General features: G+C 48.1%; 20 protein-coding genes and 1 pseudogene. 15 read left to right on the top strand and 6 right to left on the bottom strand.

Annotated features, from left to right (window positions below; all coding sequences use genetic code 11):
• Positions 1-7: 7 nt before the first annotated feature.
• Genes AB4Z29_RS01925 through AB4Z29_RS01915 form a run of 3 tightly spaced genes read left to right on the top strand, consistent with a single transcriptional unit; the run spans position 8 to position 1,569 of the window.
• Positions 8-304: an antibiotic biosynthesis monooxygenase family protein gene (locus tag AB4Z29_RS01925; RefSeq protein ID WP_441941461.1), complete on the top strand. Its 297-nt coding sequence runs from the start codon at positions 8-10 to the stop codon at positions 302-304.
• 40 nt (positions 305-344) lie between these two features.
• The gene (locus AB4Z29_RS01920) at positions 345-755 is read left to right on the top strand and encodes a hypothetical protein (protein ID WP_441941460.1); all 411 of its coding nucleotides are present in this window, start codon (positions 345-347) and stop codon (positions 753-755) included.
• Positions 756-786: 31 nt separating this feature from the next.
• A complete protein-coding gene (locus tag AB4Z29_RS01915; RefSeq protein WP_441941459.1) occupies positions 787-1,569 on the top strand; it encodes an SDR family NAD(P)-dependent oxidoreductase in 783 nt (260 codons plus the stop codon).
• Positions 1,570-1,649: 80 nt separating this feature from the next.
• Here AB4Z29_RS01915 and AB4Z29_RS01910 read toward each other — a convergent pair whose 3' ends face one another.
• Positions 1,650-1,898 carry a type B 50S ribosomal protein L31 gene (locus AB4Z29_RS01910; RefSeq protein ID WP_183569118.1) on the bottom strand — a complete coding sequence of 83 codons (249 nt, stop codon included), beginning with the start codon at positions 1,896-1,898 and terminating at the stop codon, positions 1,650-1,652.
• Between the two features lie 227 nt (positions 1,899-2,125).
• Between AB4Z29_RS01910 and fur the strand changes: the two genes are divergently transcribed.
• Positions 2,126-2,605, top strand: a complete 480-nt coding sequence (fur, locus tag AB4Z29_RS01905; protein WP_441941458.1) for a ferric iron uptake transcriptional regulator — start codon at positions 2,126-2,128, stop codon at positions 2,603-2,605.
• Between the two features lie 277 nt (positions 2,606-2,882).
• Here the strand turns inward: fur and AB4Z29_RS01900 are convergent, their stop codons facing one another.
• Positions 2,883-3,122, bottom strand: coding sequence for an ester cyclase (locus tag AB4Z29_RS01900; protein WP_441941457.1), 240 nt, complete (start codon positions 3,120-3,122; stop codon positions 2,883-2,885).
• Between the two features lie 112 nt (positions 3,123-3,234).
• Here AB4Z29_RS01900 and AB4Z29_RS01895 point away from each other — a divergent pair, with 112 nt between their 5' ends.
• The 6 genes from AB4Z29_RS01895 to AB4Z29_RS01870 all read left to right on the top strand — a co-directional run bounded on the left by AB4Z29_RS01895 (position 3,235) and on the right by AB4Z29_RS01870 (position 8,981).
• Complete coding sequence (locus AB4Z29_RS01895; RefSeq protein WP_441941456.1) at positions 3,235-4,041, top strand: AAA family ATPase; 807 nt, start codon at positions 3,235-3,237, stop codon at positions 4,039-4,041.
• Between the two features lie 130 nt (positions 4,042-4,171).
• Positions 4,172-5,371, top strand: a complete 1,200-nt coding sequence (locus tag AB4Z29_RS01890) for a GTP-binding protein (protein ID WP_441941455.1) — start codon at positions 4,172-4,174, stop codon at positions 5,369-5,371.
• 122 nt (positions 5,372-5,493) lie between these two features.
• A complete protein-coding gene (locus tag AB4Z29_RS01885) occupies positions 5,494-5,967 on the top strand; it encodes a hypothetical protein (protein WP_441941454.1) in 474 nt (157 codons plus the stop codon).
• A complete protein-coding gene (locus tag AB4Z29_RS01880) occupies positions 5,964-6,143 on the top strand; it encodes a hypothetical protein (protein WP_441941453.1) in 180 nt (59 codons plus the stop codon). Before AB4Z29_RS01885 ends, AB4Z29_RS01880 begins: the two co-directional genes overlap by 4 nt.
• 32 nt (positions 6,144-6,175) lie before the next feature.
• Positions 6,176-6,397 carry a hypothetical protein gene (locus AB4Z29_RS01875; protein WP_441941452.1) on the top strand — a complete coding sequence of 74 codons (222 nt, stop codon included), beginning with the start codon at positions 6,176-6,178 and terminating at the stop codon, positions 6,395-6,397.
• 133 nt (positions 6,398-6,530) lie between these two features.
• Complete coding sequence (locus AB4Z29_RS01870; RefSeq protein ID WP_441941451.1) at positions 6,531-8,981, top strand: bifunctional diguanylate cyclase/phosphodiesterase; 2,451 nt, start codon at positions 6,531-6,533, stop codon at positions 8,979-8,981.
• A 31-nt stretch (positions 8,982-9,012) separates the two neighbouring features.
• Here AB4Z29_RS01870 and AB4Z29_RS01865 read toward each other — a convergent pair whose 3' ends face one another.
• The gene (locus AB4Z29_RS01865) at positions 9,013-9,222 is read right to left on the bottom strand and encodes a cysteine-rich CWC family protein (protein WP_441941450.1); all 210 of its coding nucleotides are present in this window, start codon (positions 9,220-9,222) and stop codon (positions 9,013-9,015) included.
• Positions 9,223-9,408: 186 nt separating this feature from the next.
• A complete protein-coding gene (locus AB4Z29_RS01860; RefSeq protein WP_441941449.1) occupies positions 9,409-10,215 on the bottom strand; it encodes a Cof-type HAD-IIB family hydrolase in 807 nt (268 codons plus the stop codon).
• 332 nt (positions 10,216-10,547) lie between these two features.
• On the opposite strand from AB4Z29_RS01860, the gene AB4Z29_RS01855 reads away from it, so the two are divergent.
• From AB4Z29_RS01855 to AB4Z29_RS01840, 4 genes and pseudogenes are all read left to right on the top strand, one after another.
• Positions 10,548-11,972: a S41 family peptidase gene (locus AB4Z29_RS01855; protein WP_441941448.1), complete on the top strand. Its 1,425-nt coding sequence runs from the start codon at positions 10,548-10,550 to the stop codon at positions 11,970-11,972.
• A 68-nt stretch (positions 11,973-12,040) separates the two neighbouring features.
• The gene (locus AB4Z29_RS01850; protein WP_183567629.1) at positions 12,041-12,262 is read left to right on the top strand and encodes a DUF1450 domain-containing protein; all 222 of its coding nucleotides are present in this window, start codon (positions 12,041-12,043) and stop codon (positions 12,260-12,262) included.
• A 95-nt stretch (positions 12,263-12,357) separates the two neighbouring features.
• A complete protein-coding gene (locus AB4Z29_RS01845) occupies positions 12,358-12,861 on the top strand; it encodes a ferritin (RefSeq protein WP_183567685.1) in 504 nt (167 codons plus the stop codon).
• 124 nt (positions 12,862-12,985) lie between these two features.
• Positions 12,986-13,473: pseudogene (locus tag AB4Z29_RS01840) on the top strand (DinB family protein).
• 116 nt (positions 13,474-13,589) lie between these two features.
• Here AB4Z29_RS01840 and AB4Z29_RS01835 read toward each other — a convergent pair.
• Both AB4Z29_RS01835 and AB4Z29_RS01830 read right to left on the bottom strand, forming a co-directional pair.
• Entirely contained in the window at positions 13,590-14,588 is a 999-nt protein-coding gene (locus AB4Z29_RS01835) for an HD domain-containing phosphohydrolase (RefSeq protein WP_441941447.1), read from the bottom strand.
• A 17-nt stretch (positions 14,589-14,605) separates the two neighbouring features.
• The gene (locus AB4Z29_RS01830) at positions 14,606-16,840 is read right to left on the bottom strand and encodes a UvrD-helicase domain-containing protein (RefSeq protein WP_441941446.1); all 2,235 of its coding nucleotides are present in this window, start codon (positions 16,838-16,840) and stop codon (positions 14,606-14,608) included.
• A 70-nt stretch (positions 16,841-16,910) separates the two neighbouring features.
• Here AB4Z29_RS01830 and AB4Z29_RS01825 point away from each other — a divergent pair, with 70 nt between their 5' ends.
• A complete protein-coding gene (locus AB4Z29_RS01825; RefSeq protein ID WP_441941445.1) occupies positions 16,911-17,447 on the top strand; it encodes a GNAT family N-acetyltransferase in 537 nt (178 codons plus the stop codon).
• The last annotated feature ends 95 nt before the right edge of the window (positions 17,448-17,542 follow it).

The raw sequence follows: 17,542 nt of genomic DNA, 5'->3' as shown, positions 1-17,542 counted from the left end.
TGGTACAATGATTCTGGAGGCTGCAGTGCTGCAGGTCAAAGAGGGCCTGGCAGAAGCGTTCGAGCGTGATTTCAAGCGCGCTTCGGCAATTATCTCGAGTATGAAGGGCTACCAGGGGCATGAGCTTCAGAAATGTATAGAGGTGAGCCATAAATACCTATTGCTAGTAAGATGGGAAACGCTCGAGGACCACACAGAAGGTTTTCGCCAATCAGAGGAATATTTGACTTGGAAGAAATACTTGCATCATTACTACGATCCATTCCCAACCGTAGAGCATTTCGCCAATGTGGCCATCAGCTAAAACCGTTTTATTGAAGCTTCACTGAAAATAGATATAGAGGGTGAGCAGCATTCAAGATTTTATACCGTTGCATCTTAGCTTCGACGGAGCAGGCCAAGAGGTTGAAGTACTAGATGTCATTCAGCTTGATACGGATATCTATCGAATAGAAGAAAATCCTGTTTTTACGGAAAATGTAGCATTCGGGGATGTCATTCGCGTAAAAACGTTAGAGGATGTATCCATCTATATCGAAACCATTGAAAAATCGACATTTACGCGCCATAATTGGCTGCTCAGCAAAGAGGTCATCTATTCGCTTGAGCTAAAGGTGCTCAAAAACAAAATACGTGATTGGCAAGGCAAATCCCAGCAAGTGTTCGGCGGCATCTTCATAGTGAATTTGCCTGCGCATACCGAAGTGGATATTAACGAAGAGGTTCAGAAGGTGATTCGAACGGTTCAGAAATAAACAGCTGCGCGGCAGCAGGGGAGGAAATAAGATGGAGCTTGGGCTTAAAGGAAAAATTGCGGTCATAACAGGCGGGAGCAAAGGCATCGGCTTTACTACGGCACTGCTGCTGGCCTCAGAGGGTGCTGAGGTTGCAATTGTCGCAAGGGAAGAGGCAGCGCTACGCAGAGCAGCGGAGCAGATTAACGAACAGACGGGTAAAGAAGTGCTTGCTATTAGCGCGGACGTCTCGAAGACAGGTGAGGCGGCTCGCGTGATCGAGGAAACCGTTAATAGATTTGGCAGCGTACATATTCTTGTGAACAATGCGGGAACATCGGCAGCCAAGCCGTTCGAGCAGGTAGACCAAGAAGCCTGGTCAGCGGATCTGGATTTAAAGCTGCTCGGTGCCGTTCAATTCTCCCAGGCAGCGCTGCCGTATATGCGGCAAGCTGGCGGAGGAGCGATCGTCAACGTCACTGCGATTGGCGGCAAAACGCCGGGAGCATCGTCTTTGCCGACCTCTGTCAGCCGTGCAGCAGGACTGGCGCTTACGAAGGCCATGAGCAAGGATCTCGCTGGAGCTGGCATACGAGTGAACGCCGTCTGCATCGGACTCATTCGAAGCGCGCAGATTGAGCGCATGTGGCAAGCTAAGTCACCAGAGCTAAGCTGGGAAGCGTTTGCCGCCGATCCGCGTCACGGCATACCGCTCGGACGAATCGGCCATGCACAGGAAGCGGCGAATGTCATCGGATTCCTAGTATCGGAGGCCGCATCTTTTGTTACAGGAACTTCGGTGAATATTGATGGGGGCATATCAGCCGTCTTATAAGAACGATAAATAGAAAAATGCTCTTAACGAGCCGGCTTATGGCTAAGCGGACGTTAAGAGCTTTTTTGAAGTTGATATGCTTATTTCTTTTGTTGGATACGTTGGTTAAACCGGTCAACGCGTCCGCCTTTATCCGTATTGCGCTGTTTGCCCGTATAGAACGGATGCGAGGCTGAGCTAGTATCTACGCGGATAACCGGGTAGCTGTTGCCGTCTTCCCATTCCATTTTCTCATTCGACGATTTGGTCGAGCCCGTCAACATTTTGAAGCCGCTGCTCACGTCAAAAAACAAAACCTGATGATATGCGGGATGTATGCCTTGCTTCATTATATTCACCTGTCCTTTATTAGTAATACTTACGAAATACTGTAGTTGTATCATAGACGATAAACGTTTGGCATGTCAAGGAACGTGCTGCGACACGTATTAAAATATGGTATTTGCTAATTTCGCAAAAGTATACTACCATTAAATTATAATCATTCTAAAAGTAAGCCTTTTCATTGGTAAAACTCAATGATGTCAAGGCTTTGAATATGAGGAGGTATCTCTGCATGTTAAACGTCACCGCAGAAATGGACCGAATAAACCGGCATTTGATGGCAAATGGATATAAGCTTACGACTCAGCGTGAAATTATATTGCGAGTACTGCTCGAGAACGAAATGGACCACTTGAGCGCAGAAGGCGTGTTCATGCTCGTCAAACAGAAATATTCCGAGATCGGGCTTGCAACGGTCTATCGCACGCTTGAGCTGCTCGCTGAGCTCCATGTCGTGGAGAAGATGAATTTCGGCGACGGCGTAGCGCGCTATGATCTTCGGGAGGAAGGGCATGAGCATATGCATCACCACCTTATCTGCGACGAGTGCGGCTCGCTCACAGAAATCAAGGAGGACTGGCTCTGCGAGATCGAGCAGCGCATTGAACGCGAATTCGGATTTAAGGTAACGGACCACCGGCTGGATTTCACGGGCACGTATAAGTCCTGCAGCAAAGGTGGCTGCAAGCGAGGCCGGAAAGCCGTATCGTAAGCTAAGCTGGAAACAAGGACGCTTGCTTCGACGGATCGTTTAAGCCCCCGAGAGCAAACATTGCGAAGCCCTATTGGGCAACCACTGAACTGTGACCCATAAGAGGGTCACTTTTTTCAAAGTGTCCTTCTTATGGGTCACAGTTCAACACTGCAGCTTGAGGGGCTTTTTTATGGAGTAATCGATTCGCCATGTGTCAGCAGAACATAAAGTATTAGATTAAGGACGCTTCATTAAGCTACGGCAGCAGAAATTTCCGCAAACATTCGATAAGTAGCTAATTGCCTTGAATTTGGCTCCACATGGTCACCATATCGATCCAGCCCCGATGCTCGGCTATCTTACCGTCCACGACACGATATTGACGGTAGAGCGTGACATCAATTATATTGCCCTTGGGCGCGGTCCCAAAGAACATACCTTGAAGTGTCCCTTTCACAATCATTCTCACGAGCACTTTATCCCCTTGACCGATGATCTCTTCCACGGTATAGCGTTTATCTGGAAATGCCTCCAAGATCGTTGTCTTTTTTCGCCTTGCTTTAGGTTTTTAAATCGTAATAATTATGATATACTTTTAACCGTAATTATTACGTTTAAAAAACAAACCTAAAGGAGTCTTATCAGCAATGAGCAAAAACAATAATAACCGCCTACCGAGAGCAAAAGGCTTAGAGATGGCAACCTACTATACAGCTAAGGACTGCGCGCGCAAAGTGAAGCGTATCGTATTTCAATCGGAGAATCGGACGATTATAGAGGAGTTTCTCATCATTCTCGCCATGAAAGACAAATTCGAGGAGCATGACGTACCGATTCCGAACAAAATCGTCATGTACGGCCCACCCGGGACGGGCAAAACCTTGACGGCATTCTATATGGCGCAGCAGCTTGACGTTCCGCTCTTGCTCGTACGTCTGGACACCATTATCCACAGCCATCTTGGTGAAACCGCGAGCAATGTACGTAAAATATTCGAATACGCAAAAGCATCGCCATGCGTTTTGTTTCTTGACGAATTTGACGCGATTGCAAGAACGAGGGAAAACAACGACGAAGTGAAAGAAATGGCTCGGGTCGTTAATACGCTGCTGCAGTGCTTGGACGAATTCGAATGCGGCAGTGTGTTTATGGCGGCGACGAATTTGCAGGAGGAGCTCGATCATGCCGTATGGCGGAGATTTGATACGAAGATGACCTACGGCATGCCGGATGATGCAACGAGAAATGAATATATACGCCTGCTCATTGGAGAATTCGGACAGGAGGAAGGAACGCAGGAGCAGGCTGCTGCGTTATTAAAGGGCTGCAGCTTTGCAGACATGGAGCAAATCGTTCTGAAAGCGAAGCGGAAAGCAATCATTGAGGGCTCTATGCTGACTGCTCGCCACATTCATTTTTCTTTAGAGGAATACAAGCCGCATGTGATGGCATAATGGCTGACTTGTGAAATCGATAGGCGTAGTTTAACCTTTATTAGCCAAAAGCACATTTATATGCTAGTGTTTAATAGTAATAATTACGATTTAATTAAGGGAAATCAAAAGGCAAAGAGGTGCTTTTCTGATGAAAAATGCAATAGAAGATCGTCGTATCCCGGTAACTGTACTTAGCGGCTATCTAGGTGCGGGCAAAACGACGATTCTGAACCATGTTCTGAACAACCGAGAAGGACTTAAGGTCGCCGTTATTGTCAATGATTTGGGCGAGGTAAACGTAGATGCTGACCTTATTCGTGACGGAGGCGGACTAAGCCGCACAGAAGAATCGCTCGTAGAAATGTCTAATGGCTGCATCTGCTGCACGCTCCGCGATGACCTGCTGCAGGAGGTTGAGCGCTTGGCGCTGGAGAATCGGTTTGACTACATTCTAATCGAATCGACGGGAATCGGAGAGCCGGTCCCTGTCGCGCAGACGTTCACCTACGTGGATGAGGAGCAGAACATCGACTTATCGAGGCTGACGAGGCTTGATACGATGGTTACAGTAGTGGATGCGGTTAATTTCTGGAACGATTATCATACGAAGGAAACGCTGGCCGACAGGGAACAGGAAGCAGGCGAGGGAGATACGAGAGGCGTCGTTCATCTTTTGATTGAACAGATCGAGTTCTGTGATGTCCTCGTAATTAATAAATGCGATATGGTGCGCGCTGACGAGCTGGAGAAGCTTGAGCAGACGTTAAGAAGCTTACAGCCAAGGGCAAGGATTGTAAGAGCAAGCAATGGTGCAGTGAGCCCGCGGGATATTCTGAACACGCAGCTGTTCGATTTCGAGACAGCGAGCCAGTCTGCAGGCTGGATAAAAGAGCTGGCGAAGGAGGAGCATAAACCAGAGACAGAAGAATACGGCATAGCGACCTTTACGTATAAGCGGAAAATTCCGTTTCATCCGGAACGTTTCCTGAAGTGGCTGGCCAAGTGGCCTAAGGCTGTCGTTCGTTCGAAAGGACTGGTATGGATCGCTACACGCAATAATATGGCAATCACGTTTAGCCAAGCAGGCGTGTCGAGGCAGCTGTCTCCGGCGGGGCTATGGGTCGCGGCCTTATCGGAAGAAGAGCGGTTCTCTTATTTCGGAAGCGAATTCGAGAAAACGGCTGACTGGGACGATAAGTGGGGAGATCGCGTGACGAAGCTTGTTTTCATCGGGATGGAGATGAACCGGGATGAAATTTCTCGCAAACTTGATATGGCGCTGCTGACTCCGGAGGAAATGGCAGGAAATTGGCGAGATTTGAAAGACCCGATTCCGAGTTTTTCATAACATAAAAGATTTTAAATGTCTCACGTGATAAAGAATTGTTCTATTTCTATGAGAAACGGATACGCTCCTCTTGCAGAGGACGGTAAAGCTGTTTCTTCTTGAAGAGCAGGAAGGGAAGGGCAATGGGATACATAACGCTTGAAGAAGACGATGAGCAGGTAATCAGTTCTCAGAGCGAAGCTTTATGGGAACGAAGGGCGTTGGAGCTTGAAGCATGGGCGGACCGGGATAAAGTGAAGAAGAAGGATAAGCTGGCGATGATGCTGGATTCCTTTTCTGTCGACGCGGAGCTGTATCCGGCTTTGGTCGTGCTGAGACGAATACAGATTCCGACAGAATATTGCTGTGCAGGAGTTAGCGTTCTGGATGATCCATTCGATCATTCCGTATATGCGTACATGACTTTCCATGCGAGTAAGCAGACGGAGTCGTTCGTCGAGTTCGCGGCGAATTATATGAAGCACCGTGTGTTGGTTACCTATGAGCCTGCTTGCAAGCGCTATGATCTGTCCTCTTTTTTTATTGGGCATAACCGATCCTTTTGCCTGCTTATGCATCGTTGTGCTGAAGCGTTCGCAGAGCAATCCCGTGTTTGAATTTGTTAATAAGCAAATTGGGTGTACATGATGCGCTGCGAGAAGGCATGAACGGCGTTGCTCCCATCTATCTGGCACAACCAATAACATATGCGGATTCCATCGCCATTCTCGAAACGGTAGGAAAACCGACAGGCAGAACGGATGAGGCAAGGCTGCTGGTGATGCGCTCCTAGCCAAGCTCGAAGCAGCGAAGCAGAAAGCGCCAATGGATAAAAAAGCGTTAATCATTTATGGCTCTGACGCCAACTTTGCCATAGTGACAGACACTTTCCTATTACTTGCTGTATTTATCCGTTTAATCGTAATGAAAGAGCATGAAAAGGAGCGGCCCGGCGTTATGAACCTGCCAGGCTGCTCCTTTTTCATTGTGGTGCGCAGCCTGCTGCTTCCTTATCGAGACTGCGGGCTAAAGCATCGAAAACGATGAAATGAATAGCCGTTATTTCAAAAAAAGTATTGCCATTATTATTCAATAATTTATTAAAAAATGAATCTCGTATACTGTATAATAGAAATGTGCTCTTACAAAACATTAATATACACAGGATCGAGGGGATTAAATGGAGCATGTTCATGGGTCTTATGATAGTTTGTTAGTCCTTTTTTCATACATTATTGCGGTAATGGCCTCTTATACGGCTCTTGATTTAGCAGGGCGAGTAAGCACTTCCAAAGGGACGACTCGATTAAGATGGCTGACGTTCGGCGCAGCATCGATGGGGATGGGAATATGGTCGATGCATTTCGTCGGCATGCTTGCATTGAATCTCCCAATTGTGGTCGAATATGATTTGGTTATCGTACTGCTTTCGGTCTTTGCTGCGATTGGGGCAGCATTTATCGCTTTATTCGTAGTCGGAAGAAGCGAGCTTACAGGTACTCAGCTGCTTATTGGGGGCATACTGCTTGCAATCGGAATATCCGTCATGCATTACGTTGGAATGGCTGCGATGCTTGTTCCTATTACCTATAATCCGCTTATATTTATCCTCTCCGTTCTCATTGCGTTTGGCGCATCCATAGCCGCACTTTGGCTTTCGTTTTATTTCCGAAAAGGGGATCGGAAAGGCGAGTTCTATAAGAAGCTAGGAAGCGGGGCAATTATGGGGGCGGCCATATCCGGCATGCATTATACAGGAATGACAGCTGCGAATTTCCACAACAGCGGTAAATCAGCCTTGTTCTATGGTGTGACACTGGATCACAAGTGGCTTGCCTATATTATTGCTGGAGGCATCTTCTTCACGCTTGGGCTGTCATTATTCGGCATATACATCGCCAAAAGACTGGCTCGCAAGGATTCGGAAATGGAGCAAAACGAGAAGTGGTATAAGTCATTGTACGAGAACAGCCAGGATGGAATCGTATCCGTTGATCTGCAGCGCAATGTCATTAGCCATAATCCGATCGCTTTGCAGATTACGGGCTTCAGCAGCAAAGAGGTTATGAACCAACCGATATCCACATTGAAAGACATTATCGTATCCGAGGATCAGGAACGCGTATATCAGATGTTTCAACGATGCTTTGATGGCGAGACGCTCAATCACGAAACCTCCATTATTAGGCATGACGGAATGAGGGTAGAGCTCAGCGTTGCGAACGTTCCGGTTGTCGTGGATGGAAGCGTTGTCGGCATCTACATTATCTTCAAGGATATTACGCAAGAGAAGCAGGCAAAGCTTAGAATTAACCACTTAGCGTTTCATGATGAGCTGACAGGCTTGCCAAACCGCAGGATGTTTAACCAAGCCATAGCTGAGGCTATCTCAGCGAACAGCAGTACTAAGGAGCCCTTTGCAGTAATGGTACTCGATATTGACCGCTTCAAAATGATTAATGACTCGCTGGGACATACGGTAGGCGACCAATTTCTCCAGGAAGTTAGCAAGCGTATACAAAAAGCAGCCATGGAAAGCAGGGCCATGCTTGCACGCATAGGCGGAGATGAGTTTACACTTCTATGCAGCCATTATGGTGAGCTTGCCGAAATCGAGCAGCTGGCGCAAGAAATCATTATCGCAATCCAAGCGCCATATCGGTTAAAAGAAAGTGATTTCTATGTCTCTGCAAGTATAGGCATCTCTATATTCCCAAGACATGGGCAGGATGCCGCCCAATTGCTGAGAAACGCCGATACGGCCATGTACGAGGTAAAGAAAAAAGGGAAAAACGATTATTTGTTATTCTCGAACGAGCTAGATGAGCAGCTTCTGGAAAAGATAGAGCTGGAAAGCGATCTTAGAAAAGCAATCGAACGGGGCGAGCTGCTGCTCCATTACCAGCCTCAGATTCGCACGGAGGATCATGCGATGATCGGCATTGAAGCACTCGTGCGCTGGGAGCATCCGACAAAAGGTTTGTTGTCTCCCGGTCTCTTTATCCCCATTGCCGAGGAAACGGGCCTTATTTATGAAATGGGGACTTGGGTGCTGCGTGAAGCTTGTCAGCAAATGAGAAGATGGCATGATGAGGGCGGTCCGCTTATCCCCATTTCTGTAAACCTGTCTTCACAGCAGTTCCATCAGCCGAAGCTTGCGGAGTATATTATGGCCATACTAGAGCAAACAGGCTTGAAGCCTGAGTTTCTTGAGCTGGAAATAACGGAGAGCATGATGATGGACGCATCCATCTCCAGCAGCATTCTGAATCAGCTCAATGAATATGGCATTCGGATTAGCCTTGATGATTTCGGGACGGGGTACAGTTCGCTTAGCTATCTCAAAATGTTCCCTATCCACAAGGTGAAGATTGATCGTTCCTTCATTCGGGATATTACAGAAAACAATAATGATCGAGCAATCGTATCGACGATCATTGCCATGGCGCAGCATTTGAACATGGAGGTCATTGCGGAGGGGATTGAAACGAAGGACCAGCTTGATATTTTGACGGATAACTCCTGCCAGAAGATTCAAGGCTATTACTTCAGCAAGCCGCTGCCCGCATTAGACGTAGAGCAGGCATTTTTTGTACCGGAGCGCAAGGAAGCATCGAGCTCTACGAAATGAGCGGGTTTTACTTGGAAGTAAGCTTGGACGTTTAGTGTGGTTGTTCCTCTTCACGCACTGGCAGGCGCAAATGGTTATGTAAGCATGATTTGCATATACAAGCTTTGCCGCGCAAATCCTCCGGCAGCTGCTGGAGCAAATCCTCTGGGAATTTTTCGTGAAAGCACCAGCAATCGGATTGAACTTCCTGGACAGCTTTGATTCCGCAGGCATTCGGTTGGCCGCATAGGGGACAATTCAATCATACAACCTCCTTATCTTGAAGAGCCAGCTCATTCGCATTCAGCGAAGGGCTGGCTTTTATTTAAATATAAGACTTTATATGTTTCACGCGATAAATTATTTTTCTATTTCTACGAGAAACGGATGCCCTCCTGCAGAGGACGGCGAAGCCGTTTCTTCTTGTGCAAGGCATGATTCGATTCGATTACTCGGCCGATGCATTGAGCACAAATTTCTCAATGACGTGGCGAACGCCTTCTTCATTGTTGGATAGCGTCACATAATCAGCGATATCCTTGAGCGATTGGATCGCATTGCCCATAGCCACGCCAAGTCCGGCAGCCAGAATCATTTCATTGTCATTCCATGCATCGCCGAGAGCGATGGTCTGCTCCATTGTACAGCCCAAGTGCTCAGCCATGAAAGTAAGCGCGTGGCCCTTCGTGCCTTCTTTGTGCATGAACTCCAGGTAATGTGCTTTCGACTTGGTAATGTGGACGCGGTCGCCTATCAGCAGCTTCAGCTCCTCGGCAATAATATCGAGGCGGGCAGGATCGTCAATGATAAGCATTTTGTTCATCGGAAAGTCAAGCAGCTTGTTGAAATCAGGCTCGATTTTGTAAGGGATATTCGAGAGCTTGGAATAGGCTTTTATTTTGTCATTATCCTCTGTCCCGTAAAGCTCGTCGTTAACGTAAAGCTGCAAATGCAGGCTGTTTTCCTCGGCAAAGGCGTGAAGCTGTTTGGCCGCGTCAATCGGGACATTTCGTTCATACAGCACTTGGCCGTCGAGCAGCGTTTTGACGAGGGCTCCCTGATAAGTAATAATAGGAACATTGAGCTCGATTTGTTTAGCGATCTTTTGAGCGGAAGCGAACATGCGGCCAGTTGCCAGCGTAACCGTTACACCCTTTGCAATGGCAGCCTCCATCGCGCGCTTCGTTCCTTCTGTTACGATAAGGTCATCCGTTAATAACGTGTCGTCAACATCAATTGCGATAAGTTTATACATACTAGCGGTAAAGCTCCTCTCCAAGCTCTTTATAGTTAAGAATAGGTTGATTGTAGCGAAAATGGCGCGTACATACAAGACAGCGCGCACGCTTTAGACGCAAGTTTTGCTTCACAAAACGGAGCGTATGCTTATGATGTAAGTTTTGCTTCACAAAACGGAGCGTATGCTTGCGATGCAAGTTTTGCTTCACAAACGGAGTGAATGCTTCCGAAGTAAGTTTTGTTTCACAAAACGGAGCGTATGCTTACGATGTGAGTTTTGCTTCACAAAACGGAGCGTATGCTTACGATGCAAGTTTTGCTTCACAAATCTTTTTAGGAGATGAACAAATGAACTATTTCACATCAGCGGCTGCAAAACAACGGTTTCTTTCCTTTTGCGTACTCGGGGCTTTTTTATTCGCGGCCATTGGCTTCACGGTAGGCGTGCTATGGATGGGAAATCGCTATCCGATGCTCAAGGAGCCTGCGTTTAAGCAATTTACTGTGTCCTATAACAAAATTATTAAAGATTATTTGAACGGCGCCGAGCCGAAAAAGCTGATCAACGGGGCGGCAGTTGGCATGGTCAGCTCGCTCGAGGATCCTTATTCCCGCTATTTGGTGGAAGAAAAGGGAGATGCCTACACGCAGTCCTACGAAGGTGAAATATTCGGCATCGGAGCTGAGCTGCGAGAAGAAGAGGGCGAGTTCGTCATTACGGCGCTTACGAAAGGAGCTCCTGCCGAACGTGGGGGCTTGCTGCCTGAGGACATCATCATTTCCGTAGATAATCAAAAGCTGAGCGGCAAGACTTTCGATGATCTGTTAGGACTTGTCAGAGGAGAGGAAGGAACAAACGTCTCGCTTGAGGTTCAAAGAGCGAATCAAGCTGAGCTGATCTCCATCACGCTGAAGCGCGAAGCGATACCTGTACATACCGTCACATCCGAGTTGCTGGAAGATGGCATCGGGCATGTAACGATCAGCCGCTTTGCAGAGAAAACGGCGGATGAATTCGAGGCGGCGATCAAAGAGCTTCAAGAGAAGCAGCCGCTCAAAGGCTTGCTGCTCGATATGCGCTCTAATCCAGGAGGGCTGCTTCAGCCGACGATTAAAATTGCAAGCACGCTGATCCCGAAGGATAAGGTCATTCTGAATGTCGTCTACAAAAACGAGCGGCAGACGATTTCCTACAAATCGAAGCAAGAGAAGGAATGGACAGTACCGGTTGCGGTACTCGTGAATGGGCAGTCCGCTAGTGCGAGCGAGGTGCTCACCGCAGCCCTGAAGGAATCCGCAGGCGCAACGGTTATTGGGGAGAAAACCTACGGCAAAGGTGTCGTTCAAGCTTTTAATCAATTTAAAGATGGATCAGTCTTAAGCTTAACGGAGGCACAGTGGAAAACACCGGGAGGAACTTGGATCAATAAAACAGGGGTATCTCCTGATTTTGCAGTGGAGCTTCCAGCCTATACTCAGCTGCGGCCGCTCGCGATCGGAACGGAGATGAAGGTTGGCAGCTATGGTGAGGATGTCAAAACGTTGCAGCTGATGCTGAAGGAGCTAGGTTATACATCAACTGGACAAGAGGGCATGTTCGATAAGGATACTGCTGAAGCGCTGCGGAAATTCCAAACGGCAGAAAAGCTGGAGGCTACGGGCAGCTTCAATGACAAAACCGGCTATCAGCTGCTGAGTAAGCTTCGGGAGAAGCTCGCCAAAGAAGACAGCCAGCTGATGAAAGGATTGGATGTCCTTAAAAATCGCGGTTGACAACGGGGATGATAATCATTATCATCAAGTAGGAAGCAAATCCTTCGTTGCGCTGCGGGGTGAATCGGTTGAAGAAGATTAAATATTGCAGACGGAATTTAAAGAACGGTTCAGAGCCGATTTATAAGGCGATGAAGAATCGATATCCGGATATTAAACAAAAGAAGAGCGATTGCCTAGGCGATTGCAAAACCTGTAAGCTGGAATGCTTTGTCGTCATAAAGTCGAAGACGGTAAGCGCGCCGTCGGCAGAAAAGCTTTACAAACGATTGAAGAAAATGATCGGTTAACCCTTATATTTGGATACATTTACAAGAACGGCATTTGCCGTTCTTTATTTTTATGTTAGAATAAGTACAATCTAGGAAAGCTGAGGTGCATGAGCATGAATGATGGACTAGCAGAAGCATTAAACGAACAGATGAATTTTGAGTTTTATTCAGCGCATGTGTATCTGGCAATGGCAGCGTATTGTTCGGGCGAGAGTCTGGACGGGTTTGCAAACTTCTTCATCGTGCAAGCTGAGGAAGAACGTTTTCACGCTATGAAAATATACAAGTTTCTGAACGACCGCGGCCGTCGTGCCACGCTATCGGCGCTTGGCGAGCCCAATAACGAATATTCGTCCATTCTGGACACATTCGAGCAAGGCTACGGACATGAGCAGCAAAATACGAAACGTTTTTACAATTTATCTGACCTTGCCATCAGCGATCGCGAGCACGCGACAATCAACTTCCTCAAATGGTTTATTGACGAGCAAGTGGAAGAAGAAGCATTGTTCGATAATATCATCCATAAGCTGAAGCGTATCGATAAGGACAGCAACGCATTCTACATGTTGGATGCCGAGTTTGCCGGACGATCCTTTACTGCGCCGGCTTTGTAATATAATTAGCGCAACTATCATTATCCGAAAGCCGTTTGCACAGTAGAATGTGCGGATGGCTTTTTTGCTCACGATAGACAAGGACGTAATTTTTCATGATTTGCAAGCGGGAGGAATGATTTTTTTGCAAACGATGTTTCGTTACAATTGGTTGGTGCGCGATGATTGGTACAGATGGTGTGAGGACGTGTGTCTGAGACTGAACTGCTGCGTGCCCGGACAGGCGGGGTTGGTGGAATTTTACATACGCTCTTCCATATGGTCGACGTAGAATGGAACTGGATTCGTGCGCTTCAAGGAAAGCCGGATTTTCAAGAAAGCTTCAATGATAATGACAGCTTGGCAAAGGTACGCGAGCTTGACCGCGCCTTTAGACAGGATGTGGAGAGCTTCGTAATCGCCTGGGACAACAGCATGGAGCACCGCCCACACTTGGATCCCCAGCCGAATGGGAAAGTAGCCGTTGACACCTGGGGCGAGATTATGCGTCATGTTATTGCCCATCATATTCATCACGCTGGACAATTATCGGTATGGGCAAGGGAGATGGGCAAGAAGCCGGTATCCGCTAACGTTATTGGAAGAGGTCTTATGGAAATAGCGGCTGAATGAAGGCGGATATGACAGAACTGAAGCTGTTCTTTGGTCGGAAATAGGCACATATAAAAGAAGTGTAACGAAGCAGCAGCCCCTGCATGTCCATATGCAAGGGCTGCTGCTTCGTTATTTTAGTTGGATTGATTCTGAATGAGTGCAAGAAAAGAATCGACCAGCTCCGGGTCGAAGTGGAGACCGCGCTGCTCGGTAATAAAGGCCAGCGCATGCTCCTCGGACCACTTCTCTTTGTACGGCCGGATGCTGGTAAGCGCATCAAACACGTCAACGACGCTGACAATTCGTGCTTCAATCGGTATATCCTCTCCTGCAAGCTGATGGGGATAGCCGCTTCCGTCCCATTTCTCGTGGTGGTAGAGAATGATGTTTTTACCCATTTCAAGCTCTTGGCGGAAGAGATCGTCATTCAGCTCCGCATAAATTTTGTCGATGATGTCAACGCCGATCTGAGTGTGCATCTCGACAATCTGCCGCTCATAATAAGCTAAGGTGCCCGGCTTGTACAGAATACCTTCGGGTATGCCCGATTTGCCGATATCGTGCAAAATGCTGGCATGCGAGATCCGATTGACAAGCTCCTCCGGCCAGTTCAACTGAAGCCGTTCGTTGTGGAAATGGGTCAGACGCTCTGTTAATTCGCGAACGCGTACGAGATGCTGCTCAATGCCGGGATCTCTTATCTCGCATGAAATCGCGAGTACCTTCAGCATCGAGCTTTGTATGGAGCCGATGCGCTCCTCTGGCAAATAAAAACCGCTTTTCAGCTTCTCCAGCTCGCGGAAGATCCCGATGTAGTAGAACACCTCGTCAATCTCCATTACCGTAATCGTAATGGACGAATGCCAAATGCTGCTGTCTCTCCTGCGATTCGTAAATACGCCAGACCACGATAAACCAAGACTGAGCGCTCGCTTCATCTGGTCATGCGTCTCTTTGGGGGTATAGGACGTTCGCAGAACGCTTGCTTTTTTGCCGGTAATTTCGGATTCTCCATATCCAGTTATTTTCTCATAGGGAGCATTCACGGCAAGGATGACATGATTGATGTCTGTAATGATAACGGCATCGGCTAGCTTGAGGTATGGCATCAGATGTTCGTGTAGGGTACTCATGCTGCGATCGCTTCTCCTTATTTCTTCTTCTTGGGCAGTATCTTCGTCCCTTGCTCCATCGGTGCCTCGCACAGCGGGCAAGACCTTGTTTCGGTTTGAGAATCCTCATACGTAATGATGCGTTGCCATACTTGGCAAGTGGAGCTTGTACACAGCCACGCGAGAACAGATTCGGAATCTGCTTCCTCCTCCTCACCATTGGAGAAAGCGGAGCGAATAAAACGGGATAATTCCGCCGGCTTCCCCCGATAAAGCGCGGGAGAGCTTATATACAATTCCTCTTGGGCCCGCGTAACCGCAACATAAGCAAGGCGTCTTTCCTCCTCGAGCGCTTCGGCAAGCGAGTCTTCGCCTGTTTGAATGGAGGTCCGATCGCTATGCTTGTCTGCGGCAAGCGCGGAGCTGTGCGGAAGGATGCCTTCCGAGGCACCGATGACGAACACGACGGGAAATTCGAGCCCTTTGGATTTGTGTATGGACATAAGCGATATCGCGCTGCGGTTATGCTCGTGCTTTTGAAGCTTTTGCAGCGCCGCATGCTTGTCTGTAATATCATCAATGTATGCAAGAAACGCCTCGATGGTGTCGTATGTACCGGCTGCTGCTTCAAATTCATCCAGCACTTCCTTCAAGCCTTCTTTGTGCTCGGTCATTTCATGTTTTTTGCTCGTTTCAAGAAATTGGTCATAAAATGCTTGGCGAAGCTGCATAATAGCGGCAGCAGGCTTAAGATCGGTCAACGATTTGATCAGCTTGATCCGCTCTTTGATCTTGTCCTTCTGGAATTCCTTAAGCTGAGGGAATTCAAGCAAATGGATAAGCGGCCATTTCTTGGCCCTTTGCTTGTCTTGGTTCCAAATAAATGCCATGGCTTGCTCGCGATTGACATACAAGGAGGGCAGCAGCGTTTCCATCGCATCGAAGTTGCGGCGGTCCTGCACGAGCCGCAGATGCGCAAGCAGCGGCTTGATCGCCCATTGGTCATAAAAGAGCTGGCCGTCTCCAAAGTCGATGAACGGGAGCTCCTTTGTCAGAAGCAGTTCTGTCAGTGCCCGGCTGCTGCTTGCCGTTCGAAATAGGACGGCAAAGTCGCCGTAAGCGCGCTTTCCTGTATTCACCTGATTTGCAATCGTGTCGACGATCAGCATGGCTTCTTCCTGCGTGGATTTGAGCCGGGCGTAAGCCGGGTTAACGCCTTTGGGCTTCACCGCCAGCAGCGTCTTCTCCTTGCGCAGCTTATTGTATTGAATAATGGCATTGCCCAGTCCTACGATCGTGCTCGTTGAACGGTAGTTAATATCAAGGACATAGGTAACCGCTCCAGGATATTGATGCTCAAAGTTCAAGATATAATCGTTTTTGGCACCGTTAAAAGAATAGATCGTCTGATCGTCGTCGCCAACCACCATCAGGTTGCGATGCTTGTCCGCCAGCATTTGCACCAGCACGTACTGTACCTGGTTCGTATCCTGAAACTCGTCGATCATGATATATCGGAATCGGTTCTGGAGTGCGGCAAGCAGTGCCTCGTCATCCTTCAGCAGCTTATAGGCCTCCAGAAGCAGATCGTCATAATCCAGCTTGTCCATGTCCTTTTTCCACTGCTCGTAACGGGTGAACAGCAGCTTCAGCTCACGTTCCTCCGTTGTCGCTGATGGAAGGTCGCTGACGTTGATCATTTGCAGCTTAATTGCCGAGAGCTGGGCAAGCAGCGTCTCGGGTTCGTATTCATTTTTCAGCATCAGCTCACGCATCAGCCTTTTGAAAAAGATATGCTTCTGACCGGTTTCGCCAAGTATGCCTTGACGATAGCCTCGTCCTCTTAGAAGCTGGAGGCAGAAGGAATGAAAGGTGCGTGCTTCAACCCCGCTTGCTGCTTGCGGGTTAAGCGCGGGAAGAGAACGGATGCGTCCCCGCATCTCGTCGGCCGCTTTTTTGGAGAAGGTCATTAATAGTATATGCTGAGGCTGCACGCGCCTTACAGCGAGCAGGTAAGCAGTCCGGCATACGAGCACGGAGGTTTTACCCGATCCAGCACCCGCCAGCGTAAGCGCCGGTCCATGATTATGTCGAACGGCAGCCAGCTGCGGTCTGTTGAGGGATATGCCGTATTGCTCCAATGAGCGGAAGAAACCGGCATCCTGCTCATCGGCCCCGACCAGCTGGCGGCTCGTCTTGGCCTCTGCGGTTGGAGCGAAGGGAACCTCTCTGTCCTTGACCCCGATAGGAAATGTATAATAGTTGTTGCCCATTGCTTCATCACCTTCAGTAATTATAATTGTTTATTATAACAGAACCTTAATCAGAATGAGGGATGTCATCATGATAGAATCAGCCAACATAGAAGACGCAGAAGAGGTAATGCCGCTGGTGCTGGCTGCTATTGGCCATATTGCCTATACGCTGGCAGGTACGGAGGATTTAGAGGAAGCTAGGCGCATTCTCATTGGCTTTTATAAGCGGGAAGACAACCGAATCAGCTATAAGCATGTACTCGTAGACAGGCGCGAACATAAAATTGCCGGCATGCTGCTCAGCTATCCGGGAGATGGCGCTGCGGCGCTGGATTTGCCCTTTGCAGCGCGTGGCGGAGATGCCATTGCGGTGGAGGCGAGGGAGGGAGAGTATTATTTGGACTCGATCGCCGTCGATGAGCATTATCAAGGGCAAGGCATCGCCAAAGCGTTGATCAGCGCATTCGAGAGCAAGGGACAGGAGCAAGGCTATAGCAAGCTTTCGCTCATTGTCGAGCCGAATAATGCAAGAGCTTACGCGCTGTACAACAAGCTGAATTACGAGGAAGACGGCTCGATTCAGGTAAGCGGCAGCCGTTATATCCGCATGGTTAAACAGCTGTAATTGATCCAAAAGTTAATTATGGAATAATAAGGGTTTTTACGGTAAGATGAGAGAGTTATTAACCTTATTAATAATAGACTTTCATCGTAACCGGG

Origin of the sequence: Paenibacillus sp. 2TAB23 (assembly GCF_052115165.1) — a bacterium.
Taxonomy (GTDB): Bacteria; Bacillota; Bacilli; order Paenibacillales; family Paenibacillaceae; genus Pristimantibacillus.
The sequence above is the reverse complement of the archived record's forward strand: the minus strand, read 5'-3'. Positions and strand labels throughout refer to the sequence as shown.